The sequence below is a fragment of the Salmonella sp. 3C genome, assembly GCF_025426275.1.
GTDB classification, from domain to species: Bacteria; Pseudomonadota; Gammaproteobacteria; order Enterobacterales; family Enterobacteriaceae; genus Salmonella; species Salmonella enterica.
Genome location: NZ_CP104858.1, coordinates 1,886,117 through 1,901,622, shown reverse-complemented (window position 1 = coordinate 1,901,622; position 15,506 = coordinate 1,886,117). Strand labels below are relative to the sequence as shown.

Here is a 15,506-nt window from a genome sequence, read left to right as displayed (position 1 = left end):
TGTGAGCGAAACTTTTCTTGCGCACAATAAAAAACGCCCCAGTCATAAACTGACTGGGGCGGCTAAAATATTCAGCCAAATCCGATTACGTGAAGTAAAAGGTCTGAAAGATAGAACATCTTACCTCTGTACCCTACGTGAATAACTTTACTCTTTTTTGAGCAACACAGAAAGACCTTTTCGTAATTTTTTTTCATTCTTTACATAGGGAATTCTAATACCCATCACAAAACCCCCGTGCTTATGTTGCTTAATTACGAAAAAAGCGCGTTATTCCTTAAATGCTTAGTGCGCTTGATCCCAATTTTCTCCGCTACCGACTTCCACCAGCAACGGCACATCAATACGCGTGCAGTTTTCCATCAACTGATGGATACGTTTTGCTACCGCATCTAAGTCGTCTTTATGCACCTCGAACACTAATTCATCGTGTACCTGCATAATCATCCGCACGCGTGGCTGCTCGGCCTGTAGCCAGGCATCGACGGCAATCATGGCGCGCTTGATGATATCGGCAGCCGTTCCTTGCATGGGAGCATTGATCGCCGCGCGTTCCGCCCCCGCGCGCCGCGCCGCGTTGCTAGATTTAATATCCGGCAGGTAAAGGCGGCGTCCCTCCAGCGTTTCCACATAGCCTTGTTCTTTTGCCTGAGCGCGGGTGCGCTCCATATATTCCAGCACGCCAGGGTAGCGTTCGAAGTAGAGATCCATATACTTCTGCGCCTCTTTACGCGGAATATTAAGCTGGCGAGAAAGACCGAAGGCGCTCATCCCGTAAATCAGGCCAAAGTTAATGGCTTTCGCACTTCGGCGCTGTTCCCCGGTCACGCTATCCAGCGGCAAGCCAAAGACTTCCGCCGCCGTTGCGCGGTGAATATCCTTCCCTTCGGCGAACGCCGTGAGCAGTCCTTTATCACGGGAAAGATGCGCCATAATACGCAGCTCAATCTGTGAATAGTCCGCAGACACGATGAGATAATCCTCAGGCGCAATAAATGCCTGACGAATGCGGCGGCCTTCTTCATTGCGCACCGGAATATTTTGCAGGTTCGGATCGGTGGACGATAAACGTCCCGTCGCCGTTACCGCCTGATGATAGGACGTATGGACGCGCCCGGTTTTCGGGTTAATCATCAGCGGCAGCTTATCGGTATAGGTGGATTTTAGCTTCGCCAGACCACGATACTCCAGAATCACTTTCGGCAGCGGATAGTCCAGCGCCAGCTCTTCCAGCACCTCTTCCGACGTTGACGGCGCGCCGCCAGGCGTTTTCTTCAGCGGCTTAATACCCTGCTTTTCAAACAGGATGGTCTGCAACTGCTTCGTCGAGGACAGGTTGAACGCCTCGCCCGCAATGTCATGCGCTTTCTTTTCCAGTTCCGCCAGACGTAGCGTGATTTCTTCCGAATGTTTGTGCAGGACGGCAGGATCGATTTTTACGCCATTGCGCTCAACGCGTGACAGTACAGGCACCAACGGCATTTCGATGTTTTCGAAAACATTCAGCGGGCCTTTGTGCTGCTGGAGCTCAGGCCACATTTTGAGATGCAACTGTAAAGTGACATCCGCATCTTCTGCCGCATAGCGCCCCGCTTCCTCCAGTGCGATCTGGTTAAAGGTGAGCTGGTTTTTACCTTTACCGGCAATGTCTTCAAAGGTGATAGTTTTGTGCTTCAGCCAACGATCGGACAAACTGTCCATATCATGGCGTCCGGCGACGCTGTTCAGAATGTAAGACTCAAGCATGGTATCGAAGGCGATACCGCGCAGCTCAATACCGTAATTTTGCAAGACGCCGCGATCGTACTTGAGGTTTTGCCCCACTTTGCGCACTTTTTCATCTTCCAGCAGCGGCTTCAGCAGTTCCAGAGCACGCTGGCGGGAGATTTGATCCGGAGCGTCCAGATAATCATGCGCGACAGGTACATACGCGGCAACGCCAGGTTCGATAGCAAACGAGAGGCCCACCAGGTTGGCGGCGATATTATCCAGACTGTCGGTCTCCGTGTCGAAAGCAAAAACTGGCGCTTTTTTCAGCTTTTCAATCCAGCTTTCCAGCGTAACGTCGTCCAGAATCGTGACATAATTTTCATAAGAGAGCGCCGCTGCCGGTTCGCTGGGCGATTCATCAATAACGACCGTTTCCTGCGGTTTGGCCGCCGGTTTCGCGCCCTTTGCCTGTAGCCACTTGCCTGCCTCGACGTCCGCCGTCCAGCGCTTGAACTCATATTTTTTAAACAGGCCCAGCAGTTCATCCGCAATCGGCTGCTGCACTTCAAGCTGTTCGCAGGTCAGCTCCAGCTCAACATCCGTTTTAATGGTGGCGAGTTTATAAGACAGGTACGCTACGTCTTTATTCTGCGCTAATTTACCGGCCATCGTTTTGGCGCCGCGGAAAGTGAGACCGGCAATTTTTTCCGGCTCGGCGTACAGCGTATCCAGGCCGCCCAATCCCTGAAGCAAGGCTTGCGCCGTCTTCTCACCCACGCCTGGTACGCCTGGAATATTATCCGAGGAGTCCCCCATCAGCGCCAGAAAGTCGATAATCAGCTCAGGCGGCACGCCGTACTTATTAACGACTTCATCCGGGCCGAGGATGGTGTTAGTCATGGTGTTGATCAGCGTAATATTCGGCGTCACCAACTGTGCCATATCTTTATCGCCGGTGCTGATTAATACCGGACGCCCCACCTTCTCCGCTTCTCGCGCCAGTGTACCGATAACGTCATCCGCTTCTACGCCAGAGACTGCCAGCAGAGGTAACCCCATGGCTTTAACCATGGCATGTAACGGCTCTATTTGCGCTCGCAGATCATCCGGCATCGGAGGACGATGCGATTTGTAGTGTTCAAAGAGCTCATCACGGAAGGTTTTTCCTTTGGCGTCAAACACCACCGCAGCATGCGTCGGCTGATACTGCATGATCAGGCTGCGCAACATGTTGAGGACACCATACATTGCGCCCGTAGGTTCTCCCGCGCTGTTGGTTAACGGCGGAAACGCATGATAGGCGCGATAGAGATAGGATGAGCCATCTACGAGAATAAGTGGGTTTTCTGGGATCTGAACCATAATGTCCGTGCCTGTTTAACAGATTATGGTTAAAGGATGCCACATACAGGAGGAAAACTTGAGTTTTTCGCCGCATTTGCGGAAAAGTTTTGTCGATCTTCAGGATCGCTCGCAAAACAACCTGTGGATAACTTTGTGTGTAAATTCTTACCATTACTTTAAAATCAGCGCGATAGCCTTCTCATCTTAATAATTAACCATTATTTTCAATGAGTTGTTAACATCACGTTTTTCTGATTATCTGATTCATGCCGTTATCATAATGTGGATAGTTGTTACGAGTGTTTCTATTTCACTCAGCGCCATCATTAGCATCGTTTTCTGATAGAATCAGCCTCTTGCGCCCTTTTCGCGCACCGTTTATGGCTAACTTTTGAATAATTTATTATGACGAGAATACTCGCGGCTATCACGCTCCCATTGAGTATCGTATTGACCATCCTGGTCACTATTGTTTGCTCAGTACCGATCATCGTTGCCGGTATGGTAAAGCTCCTTTTGCCTGTTCCCTGTATCTGGCGCAAGGTCTCCATTTTCTGCAATTTCATGATGTATTGCTGGTGTGCTGGTCTTGCAGCGCTGTTACGCCTTAATCCGCACTTGCAATGGGATGTAGAAGGGTTAGAAGGGCTGAGCAAGAAAAATTGGTATTTACTGATTTGTAATCATCGCAGCTGGGCCGATATCGTTGTGCTTTGCGTTCTGTTCCGCAAGCATATCCCAATGAATAAGTACTTTCTTAAACAGCAATTGGCCTGGGTACCGTTCATTGGCTTGGCGTGCTGGGCATTAGATATGCCGTTTATGAAGCGCTACTCCCGTAGCTACCTGCTCCGCCACCCCGATCGACGCGGCAAAGATGTTGAAACAACTCGTCGCTCTTGCGAAAAGTTTCGTCGGTATCCCACCACTATCGTTAACTTTGTTGAAGGCTCGCGATTTACGCATGAGAAACGTCAGCAAACGCATTCACCTTATCAACATCTGTTGCCGCCAAAAGCAGCCGGTATTGCAATGGCGATTAACGTTTTAGGCTCACAGTTCGATAAGCTGCTTAATATTACGTTGTGTTACCCAAACAACGATCGCCACCCTTTCTACGATATGCTAAGCGGTAGGCTGACGCGTATTGTTGTTCGGGTGCAACTGGAACCCATAAATGAAGAACTGCACGGCGATTACGTGAACGACAAAACATTCAAACGCCGTTTTCAACGTTGGCTTAATACGCTGTGGGATAAGAAAGATATACAGATAGAAGAGATTAAAACATCTTATAAAAACGCCGGTCAGTGACCGGCGTTCTTTTTATTTTTTATCAACCAAATATTTCACAGTATCAGCATACTGCTGAACAAAAACATCCATGCTGCTGGTATCCATGCCTTGTGGGTTAATCTGGTATTTGCCATTGACGAACATCGCCGGAACGCCCTGCAGTTGCAGGTCAGCCGCGGCTTTCTCCTGTTGCGCAACCAGTGATTTCACCACGAAGCTGTTCCATGCCGCATCGTAATCTTCGCCCTTGACGCCCGCATCAACGAACACTTTACGGATATCCGCGGCAGATTGTACTGTCTGGGTTTTCTGTACGGCTTCAAACAGCGGGACCGTGACTTTATCTTCTACACCCAACGCCATCGCCACCGCCCATGCCTGGGTGAGCTCCTTGCCCAACGGCCCCAGGAACTCAACGTGGTACTTGGTCATTTTGGTGCCTTCCGGCAGCTTTTTCTTCACATTGTCAGACACATGAAGCACTTCTTCAAACTGATAACAATGTGGGCAGTAGAAGGAGAAAAACTCCAGTACCTGGGGTTCGCCAGCGACCGGTTTATCCAGCGTGATATACTGTTTACCGTCGCTGATCTGTGCTGCCGAGGCGCTAAAAGCTAAAACCATACCAGCCAGCGCCAGCCAAATCTTTTTCATGATCAACTCTCTCCGATTAATACATTGGCGTTAATTGTAAAGGGGGTTCGTGCAAAATTTTAGTCTGCTCAATAAAAGTCGTTGTCTGTCGCTGCCAGTAATCTTCCCCTGTTAACCAGGGAAAGTTTTTTGGAAACGCAGGATCGCCCCAACGACGAATCAACCAGGCAAGATAATAAACTAAACGCATGGCGCGTAAAGGTTCAATGAGACCAATTTCAGCCGTATCGAACTCACTAACTTCTTCATAAGCTTCAATAATGGTTTCAAGCTGCATTCGCTGTTCGGCTTTGTCGCCGTTCAGCAGCATCCATAAATCCTGTATCGCCGGGCCGTTACGGGCATCATCTAAATCGACAAACAGCGGTCCATCACGCCATAGAATGTTGCCGGCATGACAATCGCCGTGCAATCGCAGCGTGGCGAAATCGGTGCGCCAGCATTCGGTAACTGCAGACAGTAGAGTATCAGTGGCTTTCAGGAAAGCCGCTTTTTGCCCGGAGGGAATCAGTGCGGCATCTTCGAATACCTGGCGAGGTTCAAAAAGATACTCCGCAAGCCCAATGTCAGGCCGGAAAGTGAAAGGACGTTTTCGCCCCGTCTGATGCAATCGGCCAAGATAACGCCCTACCGCCTCCATCTGATCGATATTGTCTGCTTCAAACTGACGACCGCCTACGCTGGGGAAAATGGCATAATGATAGCCCTGATGCGCTAACAGCGTCTGGCCATTAAACGCGAGCGGAGCAGCAACCGGAACCTCATCCTTCACCAGTTCAAGCGCGAATTGATGTTCTTCCCGAATTTGATCAACAGACCAGCGTTCAGGACGATAAAACTTAACGACAAAACGTCGACGGTCTTCATCCTGAAACTGATAGACGCGGTTTTCATAACTGTTTAGTGGAGTTAGCCCGGAATCCACCCTGATCCCCTGTTCAAACAGCGCATCCATGATGGTTTCCGGGTGTAGCGTCTGGAAAGTAAAAGCGTTGTCGTTCATCCCATCATCCGGAAAATACTACGAATGATTCAGGATATCATTTCGTGGCGATTTCGGTGGCGCCGCTTACAAGGTTTTACTCTTTAATAACGCCGCGGGCGCGTAAAAGCGCCGTTTTAAAGTCCTCTTCATAGTCTTTTTGAATCCCTGGAATGGCGGCGTCTTTGGCGGAATCGCGCATTTTCAGATGGTAGATCAGGATATCATCAGTTAAATCTTCCAGTTTGCCGTCAAAACCTGACTCTTTCGCCAGTTTCTGCAAAAATTGCGTCAGATTAAGATCAGGCTCTTTCTGCCAAGCTGGCTGGAGGAGTTCAATGACTTCATTCAGGCGTTTACATTTCATAGCTGTGCTCCTTATTCTTGATACAGACACGGTAGCAGGGTCAATCTCACAATAAAAGAGGCGATATCGGTGAATCTGGATGAAGTAATAACCGGCGTGGTGCTGGCAGGCGGTAAAGCCCGGCGGATGGGAGGTGCGGATAAAGGTCTGCTTGAACTGGACGGGAAACCGCTCTGGCGACACGTTGCCGACGCGCTCGCGCCACAACTTGCAACGGTCGTCATTAGTGCTAATCGCCATCTGGATATCTACCAGGCCAGCGGCCTGAAAGTCATTCCGGATTCAATCGCTGACTTTCCCGGTCCGCTGGCGGGTATGCTTTCCGTTTTTCAGCAGGTAGCAGGCGACTGGTTTCTGTTTTGTCCCTGTGACAATCCCTGTATCCCCCACAACCTGGTCGATCGTTTAGCAGCGCAGCGTCATGGCGCACCCGTGGTTTGGGTTCATGATGGAGAGCGCGATCATCCAACGATCGCGTTGATTAATCGTGCCGTTGAGCCCCAGTTGACAGCTTATTTGCAAGCAGGCGAACGGCGAGTAATGATTTTTATGCGCCAGGTAGGCGGACACGCCGTTGATTTCAGCGATTGTAAGGAGGCATTTGTGAACGTCAACACGCCGGAGGAACTCGCGCAATGGCAAAAGAGACCATGATACCGCTACTCGCCATTGCCGCGTGGAGCGGCACGGGAAAAACAACACTGCTGAAAAAACTGCTCCCAGCACTTTGTGCGCACGGTATTCGGCCAGGGCTGATTAAGCATACCCATCATGATATGGATGTTGATAAACCGGGTAAAGATAGCTACGAATTACGTAAGGCCGGGGCAGCACAAACGCTGGTTGCCAGTCAGCAGCGCTGGGCGTTAATGACTGAAACGCCGGGGCAAGAAGAGTTGGATCTGGCATGGCTGGTGAGCCGGATGGATGCATCAAAGCTGGATATGGTGCTGGTAGAAGGGTTTAAACACGAGGCAGTTGCGAAGATCTTACTTTTTCGTCAGGGATGTGGGCACAGCGAGGAAGAATTAATTCTTGATGAGCATGTTATTGCAGTTGCCAGTGATATTCCACTTGCCGTAGCGGTACCCGTTTTGGATCTTAATGATGTATCGCAGATTTCTGCCTTCATTTTGCGGTGGTTAGAGAAAGCACGTTCCTTGTAGGCCGAATAAGGCGGAGCCGCCATCCGGCGGTGCCGGTTGCCTGATGGCGCTGCGCTTATCAGGCCTACATTTTTACAGTTACCGCACACGCAAAAAAGCCCATCCTGACGGATGGGCTTCTTCACTAAATTGATGCCTGGCAGTTTATGGCGGGCGTCCTGCCCGCCACCCTACGGGCCGTTGCTGCGCAACGTTCAAATCCGCTCCCGGCGGATTTCTCCTCCTCAGGAGAGTGCTCACCGACAGACTACAGATAAAACAAAAGGCCCAGTCTTTCGACTGAGCCTTTCATTCTATTTGATGCCTGGCAGTTCCCTACTCTCGCATGGGGAGACCCCACACTACCATCGGCGCTACGGCGTTTCACTTCTGAGTTCGGCATGGGGTCAGGTGGGACCACCGCGCTAGTGCCGCCAGGCAAATTCTTTGTGCTCTGTACGCAATTCTTTATCGCATCAGCGGCGTTGCCTGCGCTCGTAAACTCAGTCACATACTTCTGTATGCTCCTTCCTTTCCTTCGCTTGCCGCCTTGCTGCTGCGCAAAGTATTGCGTACTCAACTCTGAATCACTGCTGAAAATCGTCTTCTCATCCGCCAAAACATCTTCGGCGTTGTAGGGTTAAGCCTCACGGTTCATTAGTACCGGTTAGCTCAACGCATCGCTGCGCTTACACACCCGGCCTATCAACGTCGTCGTCTTCAACGTTCCTTCAGGAGACTTTAAGTCTCAGGGAGAACTCATCTCGGGGCAAGTTTCGTGCTTAGATGCTTTCAGCACTTATCTCTTCCGCATTTAGCTACCGGGCAGTGCCATTGGCATGACAACCCGAACACCAGTGATGCGTCCACTCCGGTCCTCTCGTACTAGGAGCAGCCCCCCTCAGTTCTCCAGCGCCCACGGCAGATAGGGACCGAACTGTCTCACGACGTTCTAAACCCAGCTCGCGTACCACTTTAAATGGCGAACAGCCATACCCTTGGGACCTACTTCAGCCCCAGGATGTGATGAGCCGACATCGAGGTGCCAAACACCGCCGTCGATATGAACTCTTGGGCGGTATCAGCCTGTTATCCCCGGAGTACCTTTTATCCGTTGAGCGATGGCCCTTCCATTCAGAACCACCGGATCACTATGACCTGCTTTCGCACCTGCTCGCGCCGTCACGCTCGCAGTCAAGCTGGCTTATGCCATTGCACTAACCTCCTGATGTCCGACCAGGATTAGCCAACCTTCGTGCTCCTCCGTTACTCTTTAGGAGGAGACCGCCCCAGTCAAACTACCCACCAGACACTGTCCGCAACCCGGGTAACGGGTCCACGTTAGAACATCAAACATTAAAGGGTGGTATTTCAAGGTCGGCTCCATGCAGACTGGCGTCCACACTTCAAAGCCTCCCACCTATCCTACACATCAAGGCTCAATGTTCAGTGTCAAGCTATAGTAAAGGTTCACGGGGTCTTTCCGTCTTGCCGCGGGTACACTGCATCTTCACAGCGAGTTCAATTTCACTGAGTCTCGGGTGGAGACAGCCTGGCCATCATTACGCCATTCGTGCAGGTCGGAACTTACCCGACAAGGAATTTCGCTACCTTAGGACCGTTATAGTTACGGCCGCCGTTTACCGGGGCTTCGATCAGGAGCTTCGCTTGCGCTGACCCCATCAATTAACCTTCCGGCACCGGGCAGGCGTCACACCGTATACGTCCACTTTCGTGTTTGCACAGTGCTGTGTTTTTAATAAACAGTTGCAGCCAGCTGGTATCTTCGACTGACTTCAGCTCCGTGAGTAAATCACTTCACCTACGTGTCAGCGTGCCTTCTCCCGAAGTTACGGCACCATTTTGCCTAGTTCCTTCACCCGAGTTCTCTCAAGCGCCTTGGTATTCTCTACCTGACCACCTGTGTCGGTTTGGGGTACGATTTGATGTTACCTGATGCTTAGAGGCTTTTCCTGGAAGCAGGGCATTTGTTACTTCAGCACCGTAGTGCCTCGTCATCACGCCTCAGTGTTAAAGTGAACCGGATTTACCTGGAACACACACCTACACGCTTAAACCGGGACAACCGTCGCCCGGCCAACATAGCCTTCTCCGTCCCCCCTTCGCAGTAACACCAAGTACGGGAATATTAACCCGTTTCCCATCGACTACGCCTTTCGGCCTCGCCTTAGGGGTCGACTCACCCTGCCCCGATTAACGTTGGACAGGAACCCTTGGTCTTCCGGCGAGCGGGCTTTTCACCCGCTTTATCGTTACTTATGTCAGCATTCGCACTTCTGATACCTCCAGCAACCCTCACAGGCCACCTTCACAGGCTTACAGAACGCTCCCCTACCCAACAACGCATAAGCGTCGCTGCCGCAGCTTCGGTGCATGGTTTAGCCCCGTTACATCTTCCGCGCAGGCCGACTCGACCAGTGAGCTATTACGCTTTCTTTAAATGATGGCTGCTTCTAAGCCAACATCCTGGCTGTCTGGGCCTTCCCACATCGTTTCCCACTTAACCATGACTTTGGGACCTTAGCTGGCGGTCTGGGTTGTTTCCCTCTTCACGACGGACGTTAGCACCCGCCGTGTGTCTCCCGTGATAACATTCTCCGGTATTCGCAGTTTGCATCGGGTTGGTAAGCCGGGATGGCCCCCTAGCCGAAACAGTGCTCTACCCCCGGAGATGAATTCACGAGGCGCTACCTAAATAGCTTTCGGGGAGAACCAGCTATCTCCCGGTTTGATTGGCCTTTCACCCCCAGCCACAGGTCATCCGCTAATTTTTCAACATTAGTCGGTTCGGTCCTCCAGTTAGTGTTACCCAACCTTCAACCTGCCCATGGCTAGATCACCGGGTTTCGGGTCTATACCCTGCAACTTAACGCCCAATTAAGACTCGGTTTCCCTCCGGCTCCCCTATTCGGTTAACCTTGCTACAGAATATAAGTCGCTGACCCATTATACAAAAGGTACGCAGTCACACAGGTAAACCTGTGCTCCCACTGCTTGTACGTACACGGTTTCAGGTTCTTTTTCACTCCCCTCGCCGGGGTTCTTTTCGCCTTTCCCTCACGGTACTGGTTCACTATCGGTCAGTCAGGAGTATTTAGCCTTGGAGGATGGTCCCCCCATATTCAGACAGGATACCACGTGTCCCGCCCTACTCATCGAGCTCACAGCACATGCGCTTTTGTGTACGGGGCTGTCACCCTGTATCGCGCGCCTTTCCAGACGCTTCCACTAACACACATGCTGATTCAGGCTCTGGGCTCCTCCCCGTTCGCTCGCCGCTACTGGGGGAATCTCGGTTGATTTCTTTTCCTCGGGGTACTTAGATGTTTCAGTTCCCCCGGTTCGCCTCATTAACCTATGGATTCAGTTAATGATAGTGTGACGAATCACACTGGGTTTCCCCATTCGGGTATCGCCGGTTATAACGGTTCATATCACCTTACCGGCGCTTATCGCAGATTAGCACGCCCTTCATCGCCTCTGACTGCCAGGGCATCCACCGTGTACGCTTAGTCGCTTAACCTCACAACCCGAAGATGTTTCTTACGATTCATCATCGTGTTGCGAAAATTTGAGAGACTCACGAACAACTTTCGTTGTTCTGTGTTTCAATTTTCAGCTTGATCCAGATTTTTAAAGAGCAAAACTTCGCAGTGAACCCTTTCAGGTACACTCTGAAGTATTTTTTCGTAAACACTCACGATATGGTGGAGCTATGCGGGATCGAACCGCAGACCTCCTGCGTGCAAAGCAGGCGCTCTCCCAGCTGAGCTATAGCCCCATCGTGTAGTCAGAACCTCTTTACCGATAATTTTTCCTGAGACAAGGCGTGGAATAACGAAGCATACATCAGTATGTGAGTTATTTCACAACGCAGTATTCAGGGAAAATTTGGTAGGCCTGAGTGGACTTGAACCACCGACCTCACCCTTATCAGGGGTGCGCTCTAACCACCTGAGCTACAAGCCTGTAGAGGTTTTACTGCTCGTTTTTCATCAGACAATCTGTGTGAGCACTGCAAAGAACAGTTCTTTAAGGTAAGGAGGTGATCCAACCGCAGGTTCCCCTACGGTTACCTTGTTACGACTTCACCCCAGTCATGAATCACAAAGTGGTAAGCGCCCTCCCGAAGGTTAAGCTACCTACTTCTTTTGCAACCCACTCCCATGGTGTGACGGGCGGTGTGTACAAGGCCCGGGAACGTATTCACCGTGGCATTCTGATCCACGATTACTAGCGATTCCGACTTCATGGAGTCGAGTTGCAGACTCCAATCCGGACTACGACGCACTTTATGAGGTCCGCTTGCTCTCGCGAGGTCGCTTCTCTTTGTATGCGCCATTGTAGCACGTGTGTAGCCCTGGTCGTAAGGGCCATGATGACTTGACGTCATCCCCACCTTCCTCCAGTTTATCACTGGCAGTCTCCTTTGAGTTCCCGGCCTAACCGCTGGCAACAAAGGATAAGGGTTGCGCTCGTTGCGGGACTTAACCCAACATTTCACAACACGAGCTGACGACAGCCATGCAGCACCTGTCTCACAGTTCCCGAAGGCACAAATCCATCTCTGGATTCTTCTGTGGATGTCAAGACCAGGTAAGGTTCTTCGCGTTGCATCGAATTAAACCACATGCTCCACCGCTTGTGCGGGCCCCCGTCAATTCATTTGAGTTTTAACCTTGCGGCCGTACTCCCCAGGCGGTCTACTTAACGCGTTAGCTCCGGAAGCCACGCCTCAAGGGCACAACCTCCAAGTAGACATCGTTTACGGCGTGGACTACCAGGGTATCTAATCCTGTTTGCTCCCCACGCTTTCGCACCTGAGCGTCAGTCTTTGTCCAGGGGGCCGCCTTCGCCACCGGTATTCCTCCAGATCTCTACGCATTTCACCGCTACACCTGGAATTCTACCCCCCTCTACAAGACTCAAGCCTGCCAGTTTCGAATGCAGTTCCCAGGTTGAGCCCGGGGATTTCACATCCGACTTGACAGACCGCCTGCGTGCGCTTTACGCCCAGTAATTCCGATTAACGCTTGCACCCTCCGTATTACCGCGGCTGCTGGCACGGAGTTAGCCGGTGCTTCTTCTGCGGGTAACGTCAATTGCTGCGGTTATTAACCACAACACCTTCCTCCCCGCTGAAAGTACTTTACAACCCGAAGGCCTTCTTCATACACGCGGCATGGCTGCATCAGGCTTGCGCCCATTGTGCAATATTCCCCACTGCTGCCTCCCGTAGGAGTCTGGACCGTGTCTCAGTTCCAGTGTGGCTGGTCATCCTCTCAGACCAGCTAGGGATCGTCGCCTTGGTGAGCCGTTACCTCACCAACAAGCTAATCCCATCTGGGCACATCTGATGGCAAGAGGCCCGAAGGTCCCCCTCTTTGGTCTTGCGACGTTATGCGGTATTAGCCACCGTTTCCAGTAGTTATCCCCCTCCATCAGGCAGTTTCCCAGACATTACTCACCCGTCCGCCACTCGTCAGCAAAGCAGCAAGCTGCTTCCTGTTACCGTTCGACTTGCATGTGTTAGGCCTGCCGCCAGCGTTCAATCTGAGCCATGATCAAACTCTTCAATTTAAAAGTTTGATGCTCAAAGAATTAAACTTCGTAATGAATTACGTGTTCACTCTTGAGACTTGGTATTCGTTTTTCGTCCGAGGACGTTAAGAATCCGTATCTTCGAGTGCCCACACAGATTGTCTGATAAATTGTTAAAGAGCAGTGCCGCTTCGCTTTTTCTCAGCGGCGCGGGGTGTGCATATTACGCTTTCCCGCTTCAGAGTCAAGCGATTATTTTCGCTTTTCTCCGTGAGGTTCTGGTCTGAACCCCGCTGACCCGGCGGCCTGTGTGCCGTTGTTCCGTGTCAGTGGTGGCGCATTATAGGGAGTTATTTCTGCCTGACAAGAGGAAATTTAAAATAATTTTCTGAGTGCGCACTTTTTATTCTTTGCGTTTATTTTGCCGACGATTTGTTGGTTAAATGGGCTATTTCACGGGCAAAGTGCGCAACCTGCTCCCAGTCGGTGTACACCACTTCTTTACTGGTATCCGTTTCGCCGCCCGACATCTTCATAATAAGCTTGATCATCAGACGGTCATACCAGCGATAGCGGGGATAGCGAAGCGCGCCTGCAATGACGGCACAGTAGTCAGGTCGCCACGGAGAGCTCATTAAAAACTTACGCGCGTAGCTGTTAGTCTGCGGCGTCCGTTTTTCAGCTTTACGCGCCACCAGGTTAACGGAATAAAAGGCGCTCGGCATTCCGTTCAACCGCGTGGCATATTTCTTAACAAACTCCTGAAAGGCGCTGTGGTAATGACCATAACGAATAGACGCGCCAATCACTACGCGATCATAGCTATCCCAGTCCGGCTCTTCTGCGCGATGCAGATTAACGACATCGGCCCAGATCCCCATCTCTTTGAGTTCAGAAGCCAGATAAGAGGCAATTTCGCGCGTTTGTCCGTCCCGGGTAGAGAAAAGAATCAATGTTTTCACGTGTTACTCCATTATTCACGCCAGAAAGTCGGGGTAAAAAGTACCAGCAAAGTGAATACTTCCAGACGACCAAATAGCATGTTGGCGATGAGTATCCATTTCGCAACCGGATTCATACTGGCGAAGTTATCAGCAACCACCCCCAGCCCCGGTCCCAGGTTATTAAGCGTAGCCACTACCGAGGCGAAAGCCGAGAAATCATCTACGCCTGTAGCGATAATGGCCAGCATACTGACGATAAATACCAGCGCGTAGGCAGAAAAGAATCCCCAGACGGCTTCCAGAATACGTTCTGGCAGCGCCCGGTTCCCCAGCTTAATACTGTAAACGGCATTCGGATGCACCAGACGTTTGAGTTCGCGGTTCCCCTGTTTAAACAACAACAGAATACGGATGACCTTTAACCCCCCGCCCGTTGACCCGGCGCAACCGCCAATAAACGCGGAACATAGCAGCAAGACGGGCAAAAACAGCGGCCAGCGCGCAATGCTGTCCGTGGTAAACCCTGCCGTTGTCGCCATCGACACAACCTGGAAGAATGCCTGATTTAGCGTTGTCAGCGCCGAGTCGTAGATATTATGGAACCACAGTACCAGCGTGCAGATCACCACCAGCGTCAACTGTACGCCGATGAACATGCGGAATTCCGGATCGCGCCAGTATACTTTCAGGCTACGCCCGCTTAATAAAGAGAAATGCAGGCCATAGTTACAACCGGAGATCAGCAGGAAAATAGCGATGATGGTATTAATAGTGGGACTATCAAAATAGCCTACGCTGGCGTCATGCGTTGAGAAGCCGCCGATAGCGATAGTGGAGAAGCTGTGTCCGATAGCGTCAAACGCGGGCATCCCTGCAAACCATAGCGCCAGCGCGCAGGCTACCGTTAGCAAGACATAGATAAGCCACAGCGTTTTCGCCGTCTCGGCAATACGCGGGCGCATTTTGTTATCTTTGAGCGGCCCCGGCATTTCCGCCCGATAGAGCTGCATCCCCCCGACGCCGAGGATAGGGAGAATCGCCACCGCCAGCACAATGATCCCCATACCCCCAAACCATTGCAGCATCTGACGATAAAAGAGAATGGCGTGCGGTAATGAGTCCAGCCCCACCAGCGTAGTGGCGCCCGTGGTGGTTAACCCGGAGAACGATTCAAAAAAAGCATCGGTAATGGTGAGGTTTGGGCTTTCCGAGAAAATAAACGGCAGCGCACCCACGCTGCCCAGCACGGTCCAGAACAGCACCACGATAAGAAATCCTTCGCGGGATTTCAGCTCGCCCTTTTCCCTACGGTTTGGCCACCACAGTATGGAACCGATCGCCAGCGCGACAAAAAAGGTCTGCGTGAACGCTCTTCCTGCGCCATCACGATATATTAGCGCTACCAGTCCCGGGAGAATCATTGTCCCCGAAAATAAGATAACCAGTAGTCCAACGATTCGGGTAATGGCGCGAAAATGCATCTCTGCCGCTTCCTTTATTCT

General features: G+C 51.3%; 9 protein-coding genes, 2 tRNA genes and 3 rRNA genes. 3 read left to right on the top strand and 11 right to left on the bottom strand.

The genetic code is table 11. The features are described from left to right. Nucleotides 1–285: 285 nt before the first annotated feature. A complete protein-coding gene (polA, locus tag N7E69_RS09055; RefSeq protein WP_000249966.1) occupies nt 286–3,072 on the bottom strand; it encodes a DNA polymerase I in 2,787 nt (928 codons plus the stop codon). 387 nt (nt 3,073–3,459) lie between these two features. Between polA and N7E69_RS09050 the strand changes: the two genes are divergently transcribed. Next, nucleotides 3,460–4,368 carry an acyltransferase gene (locus N7E69_RS09050; RefSeq protein WP_000196894.1) on the top strand — a complete coding sequence of 303 codons (909 nt, stop codon included), beginning with the start codon at nt 3,460–3,462 and terminating at the stop codon, nt 4,366–4,368. Nucleotides 4,369–4,380: 12 nt separating this feature from the next. Here the strand turns inward: N7E69_RS09050 and dsbA are convergent, their stop codons facing one another. From dsbA to N7E69_RS09035, 3 genes are all read right to left on the bottom strand, one after another. Beyond that, on the bottom strand, nt 4,381–5,004 hold the full coding sequence (gene dsbA / locus N7E69_RS09045) for a thiol:disulfide interchange protein DsbA (protein WP_000725364.1): 624 nt from the start codon (nt 5,002–5,004) through the stop codon (nt 4,381–4,383). A 16-nt stretch (nt 5,005–5,020) separates the two neighbouring features. Next, the gene (locus tag N7E69_RS09040) at nt 5,021–6,007 is read right to left on the bottom strand and encodes a serine/threonine protein kinase (protein WP_000999264.1); all 987 of its coding nucleotides are present in this window, start codon (nt 6,005–6,007) and stop codon (nt 5,021–5,023) included. Nucleotides 6,008–6,083: 76 nt separating this feature from the next. Then, nucleotides 6,084–6,353: a YihD family protein gene (locus tag N7E69_RS09035; RefSeq protein WP_000649858.1), complete on the bottom strand. Its 270-nt coding sequence runs from the start codon at nt 6,351–6,353 to the stop codon at nt 6,084–6,086. Between the two features lie 69 nt (nt 6,354–6,422). Here N7E69_RS09035 and mobA point away from each other — a divergent pair, with 69 nt between their 5' ends. Both mobA and mobB read left to right on the top strand, forming a co-directional pair. Then, nucleotides 6,423–7,007, top strand: a complete 585-nt coding sequence (gene mobA / locus N7E69_RS09030; RefSeq protein ID WP_001046879.1) for a molybdenum cofactor guanylyltransferase MobA — start codon at nt 6,423–6,425, stop codon at nt 7,005–7,007. Next, nucleotides 7,004–7,519 carry a molybdopterin-guanine dinucleotide biosynthesis protein MobB gene (mobB, locus tag N7E69_RS09025; protein ID WP_072103999.1) on the top strand — a complete coding sequence of 172 codons (516 nt, stop codon included), beginning with the start codon at nt 7,004–7,006 and terminating at the stop codon, nt 7,517–7,519. The genes mobA and mobB overlap by 4 nt, the downstream gene beginning before the upstream one ends. 302 nt (nt 7,520–7,821) lie before the next feature. On the opposite strand, the gene rrf is transcribed toward mobB, so the two are convergent. The 7 genes from rrf to trkH form a co-directional block, all read right to left on the bottom strand. Next, nucleotides 7,822–7,937: ribosomal RNA gene (gene rrf, locus N7E69_RS09020) — 5S ribosomal RNA — on the bottom strand. A gap of 197 nt (nt 7,938–8,134) precedes the next feature. Further along, nucleotides 8,135–11,042, bottom strand: a 23S ribosomal RNA gene (locus N7E69_RS09015). Between the two features lie 182 nt (nt 11,043–11,224). Further along, nucleotides 11,225–11,300: transfer RNA gene (locus N7E69_RS09010), tRNA-Ala, on the bottom strand. Nucleotides 11,301–11,411: 111 nt separating this feature from the next. After that, nucleotides 11,412–11,488: transfer RNA gene (locus N7E69_RS09005), tRNA-Ile, on the bottom strand. Nucleotides 11,489–11,557: 69 nt separating this feature from the next. Next, nucleotides 11,558–13,099: ribosomal RNA gene (locus tag N7E69_RS09000) — 16S ribosomal RNA — on the bottom strand. Together the 16S, 23S and 5S rRNA genes with 2 tRNA genes alongside form the textbook arrangement of a ribosomal RNA operon. A gap of 377 nt (nt 13,100–13,476) precedes the next feature. Beyond that, nucleotides 13,477–14,022 carry a menaquinone-dependent protoporphyrinogen IX dehydrogenase gene (gene hemG, locus N7E69_RS08995; protein ID WP_000853982.1) on the bottom strand — a complete coding sequence of 182 codons (546 nt, stop codon included), beginning with the start codon at nt 14,020–14,022 and terminating at the stop codon, nt 13,477–13,479. Between the two features lie 11 nt (nt 14,023–14,033). Continuing rightward, nucleotides 14,034–15,485, bottom strand: a complete 1,452-nt coding sequence (gene trkH, locus N7E69_RS08990) for a Trk system potassium transporter TrkH (RefSeq protein ID WP_000545688.1) — start codon at nt 15,483–15,485, stop codon at nt 14,034–14,036. Nucleotides 15,486–15,506: the final 21 nt, after the last annotated feature.

Coding starts and splice junctions, on each gene's coding strand:
- N7E69_RS09035 (WP_000649858.1), bottom strand. CDS start 6,353: ATGAAATGTAAACGCCTGAATGAAGTCATTGAACTCCTCCAGCCAGCT.
- polA (WP_000249966.1), bottom strand. CDS start 3,072: ATGGTTCAGATCCCAGAAAACCCACTTATTCTCGTAGATGGCTCATCC.
- N7E69_RS09040 (WP_000999264.1), bottom strand. CDS start 6,007: ATGAACGACAACGCTTTTACTTTCCAGACGCTACACCCGGAAACCATC.
- dsbA (WP_000725364.1), bottom strand. CDS start 5,004: ATGAAAAAGATTTGGCTGGCGCTGGCTGGTATGGTTTTAGCTTTTAGC.
- trkH (WP_000545688.1), bottom strand. CDS start 15,485: ATGCATTTTCGCGCCATTACCCGAATCGTTGGACTACTGGTTATCTTA.
- N7E69_RS09050 (WP_000196894.1), top strand. CDS start 3,460: ATGACGAGAATACTCGCGGCTATCACGCTCCCATTGAGTATCGTATTG.
- mobB (WP_072103999.1), top strand. CDS start 7,004: ATGATACCGCTACTCGCCATTGCCGCGTGGAGCGGCACGGGAAAAACA.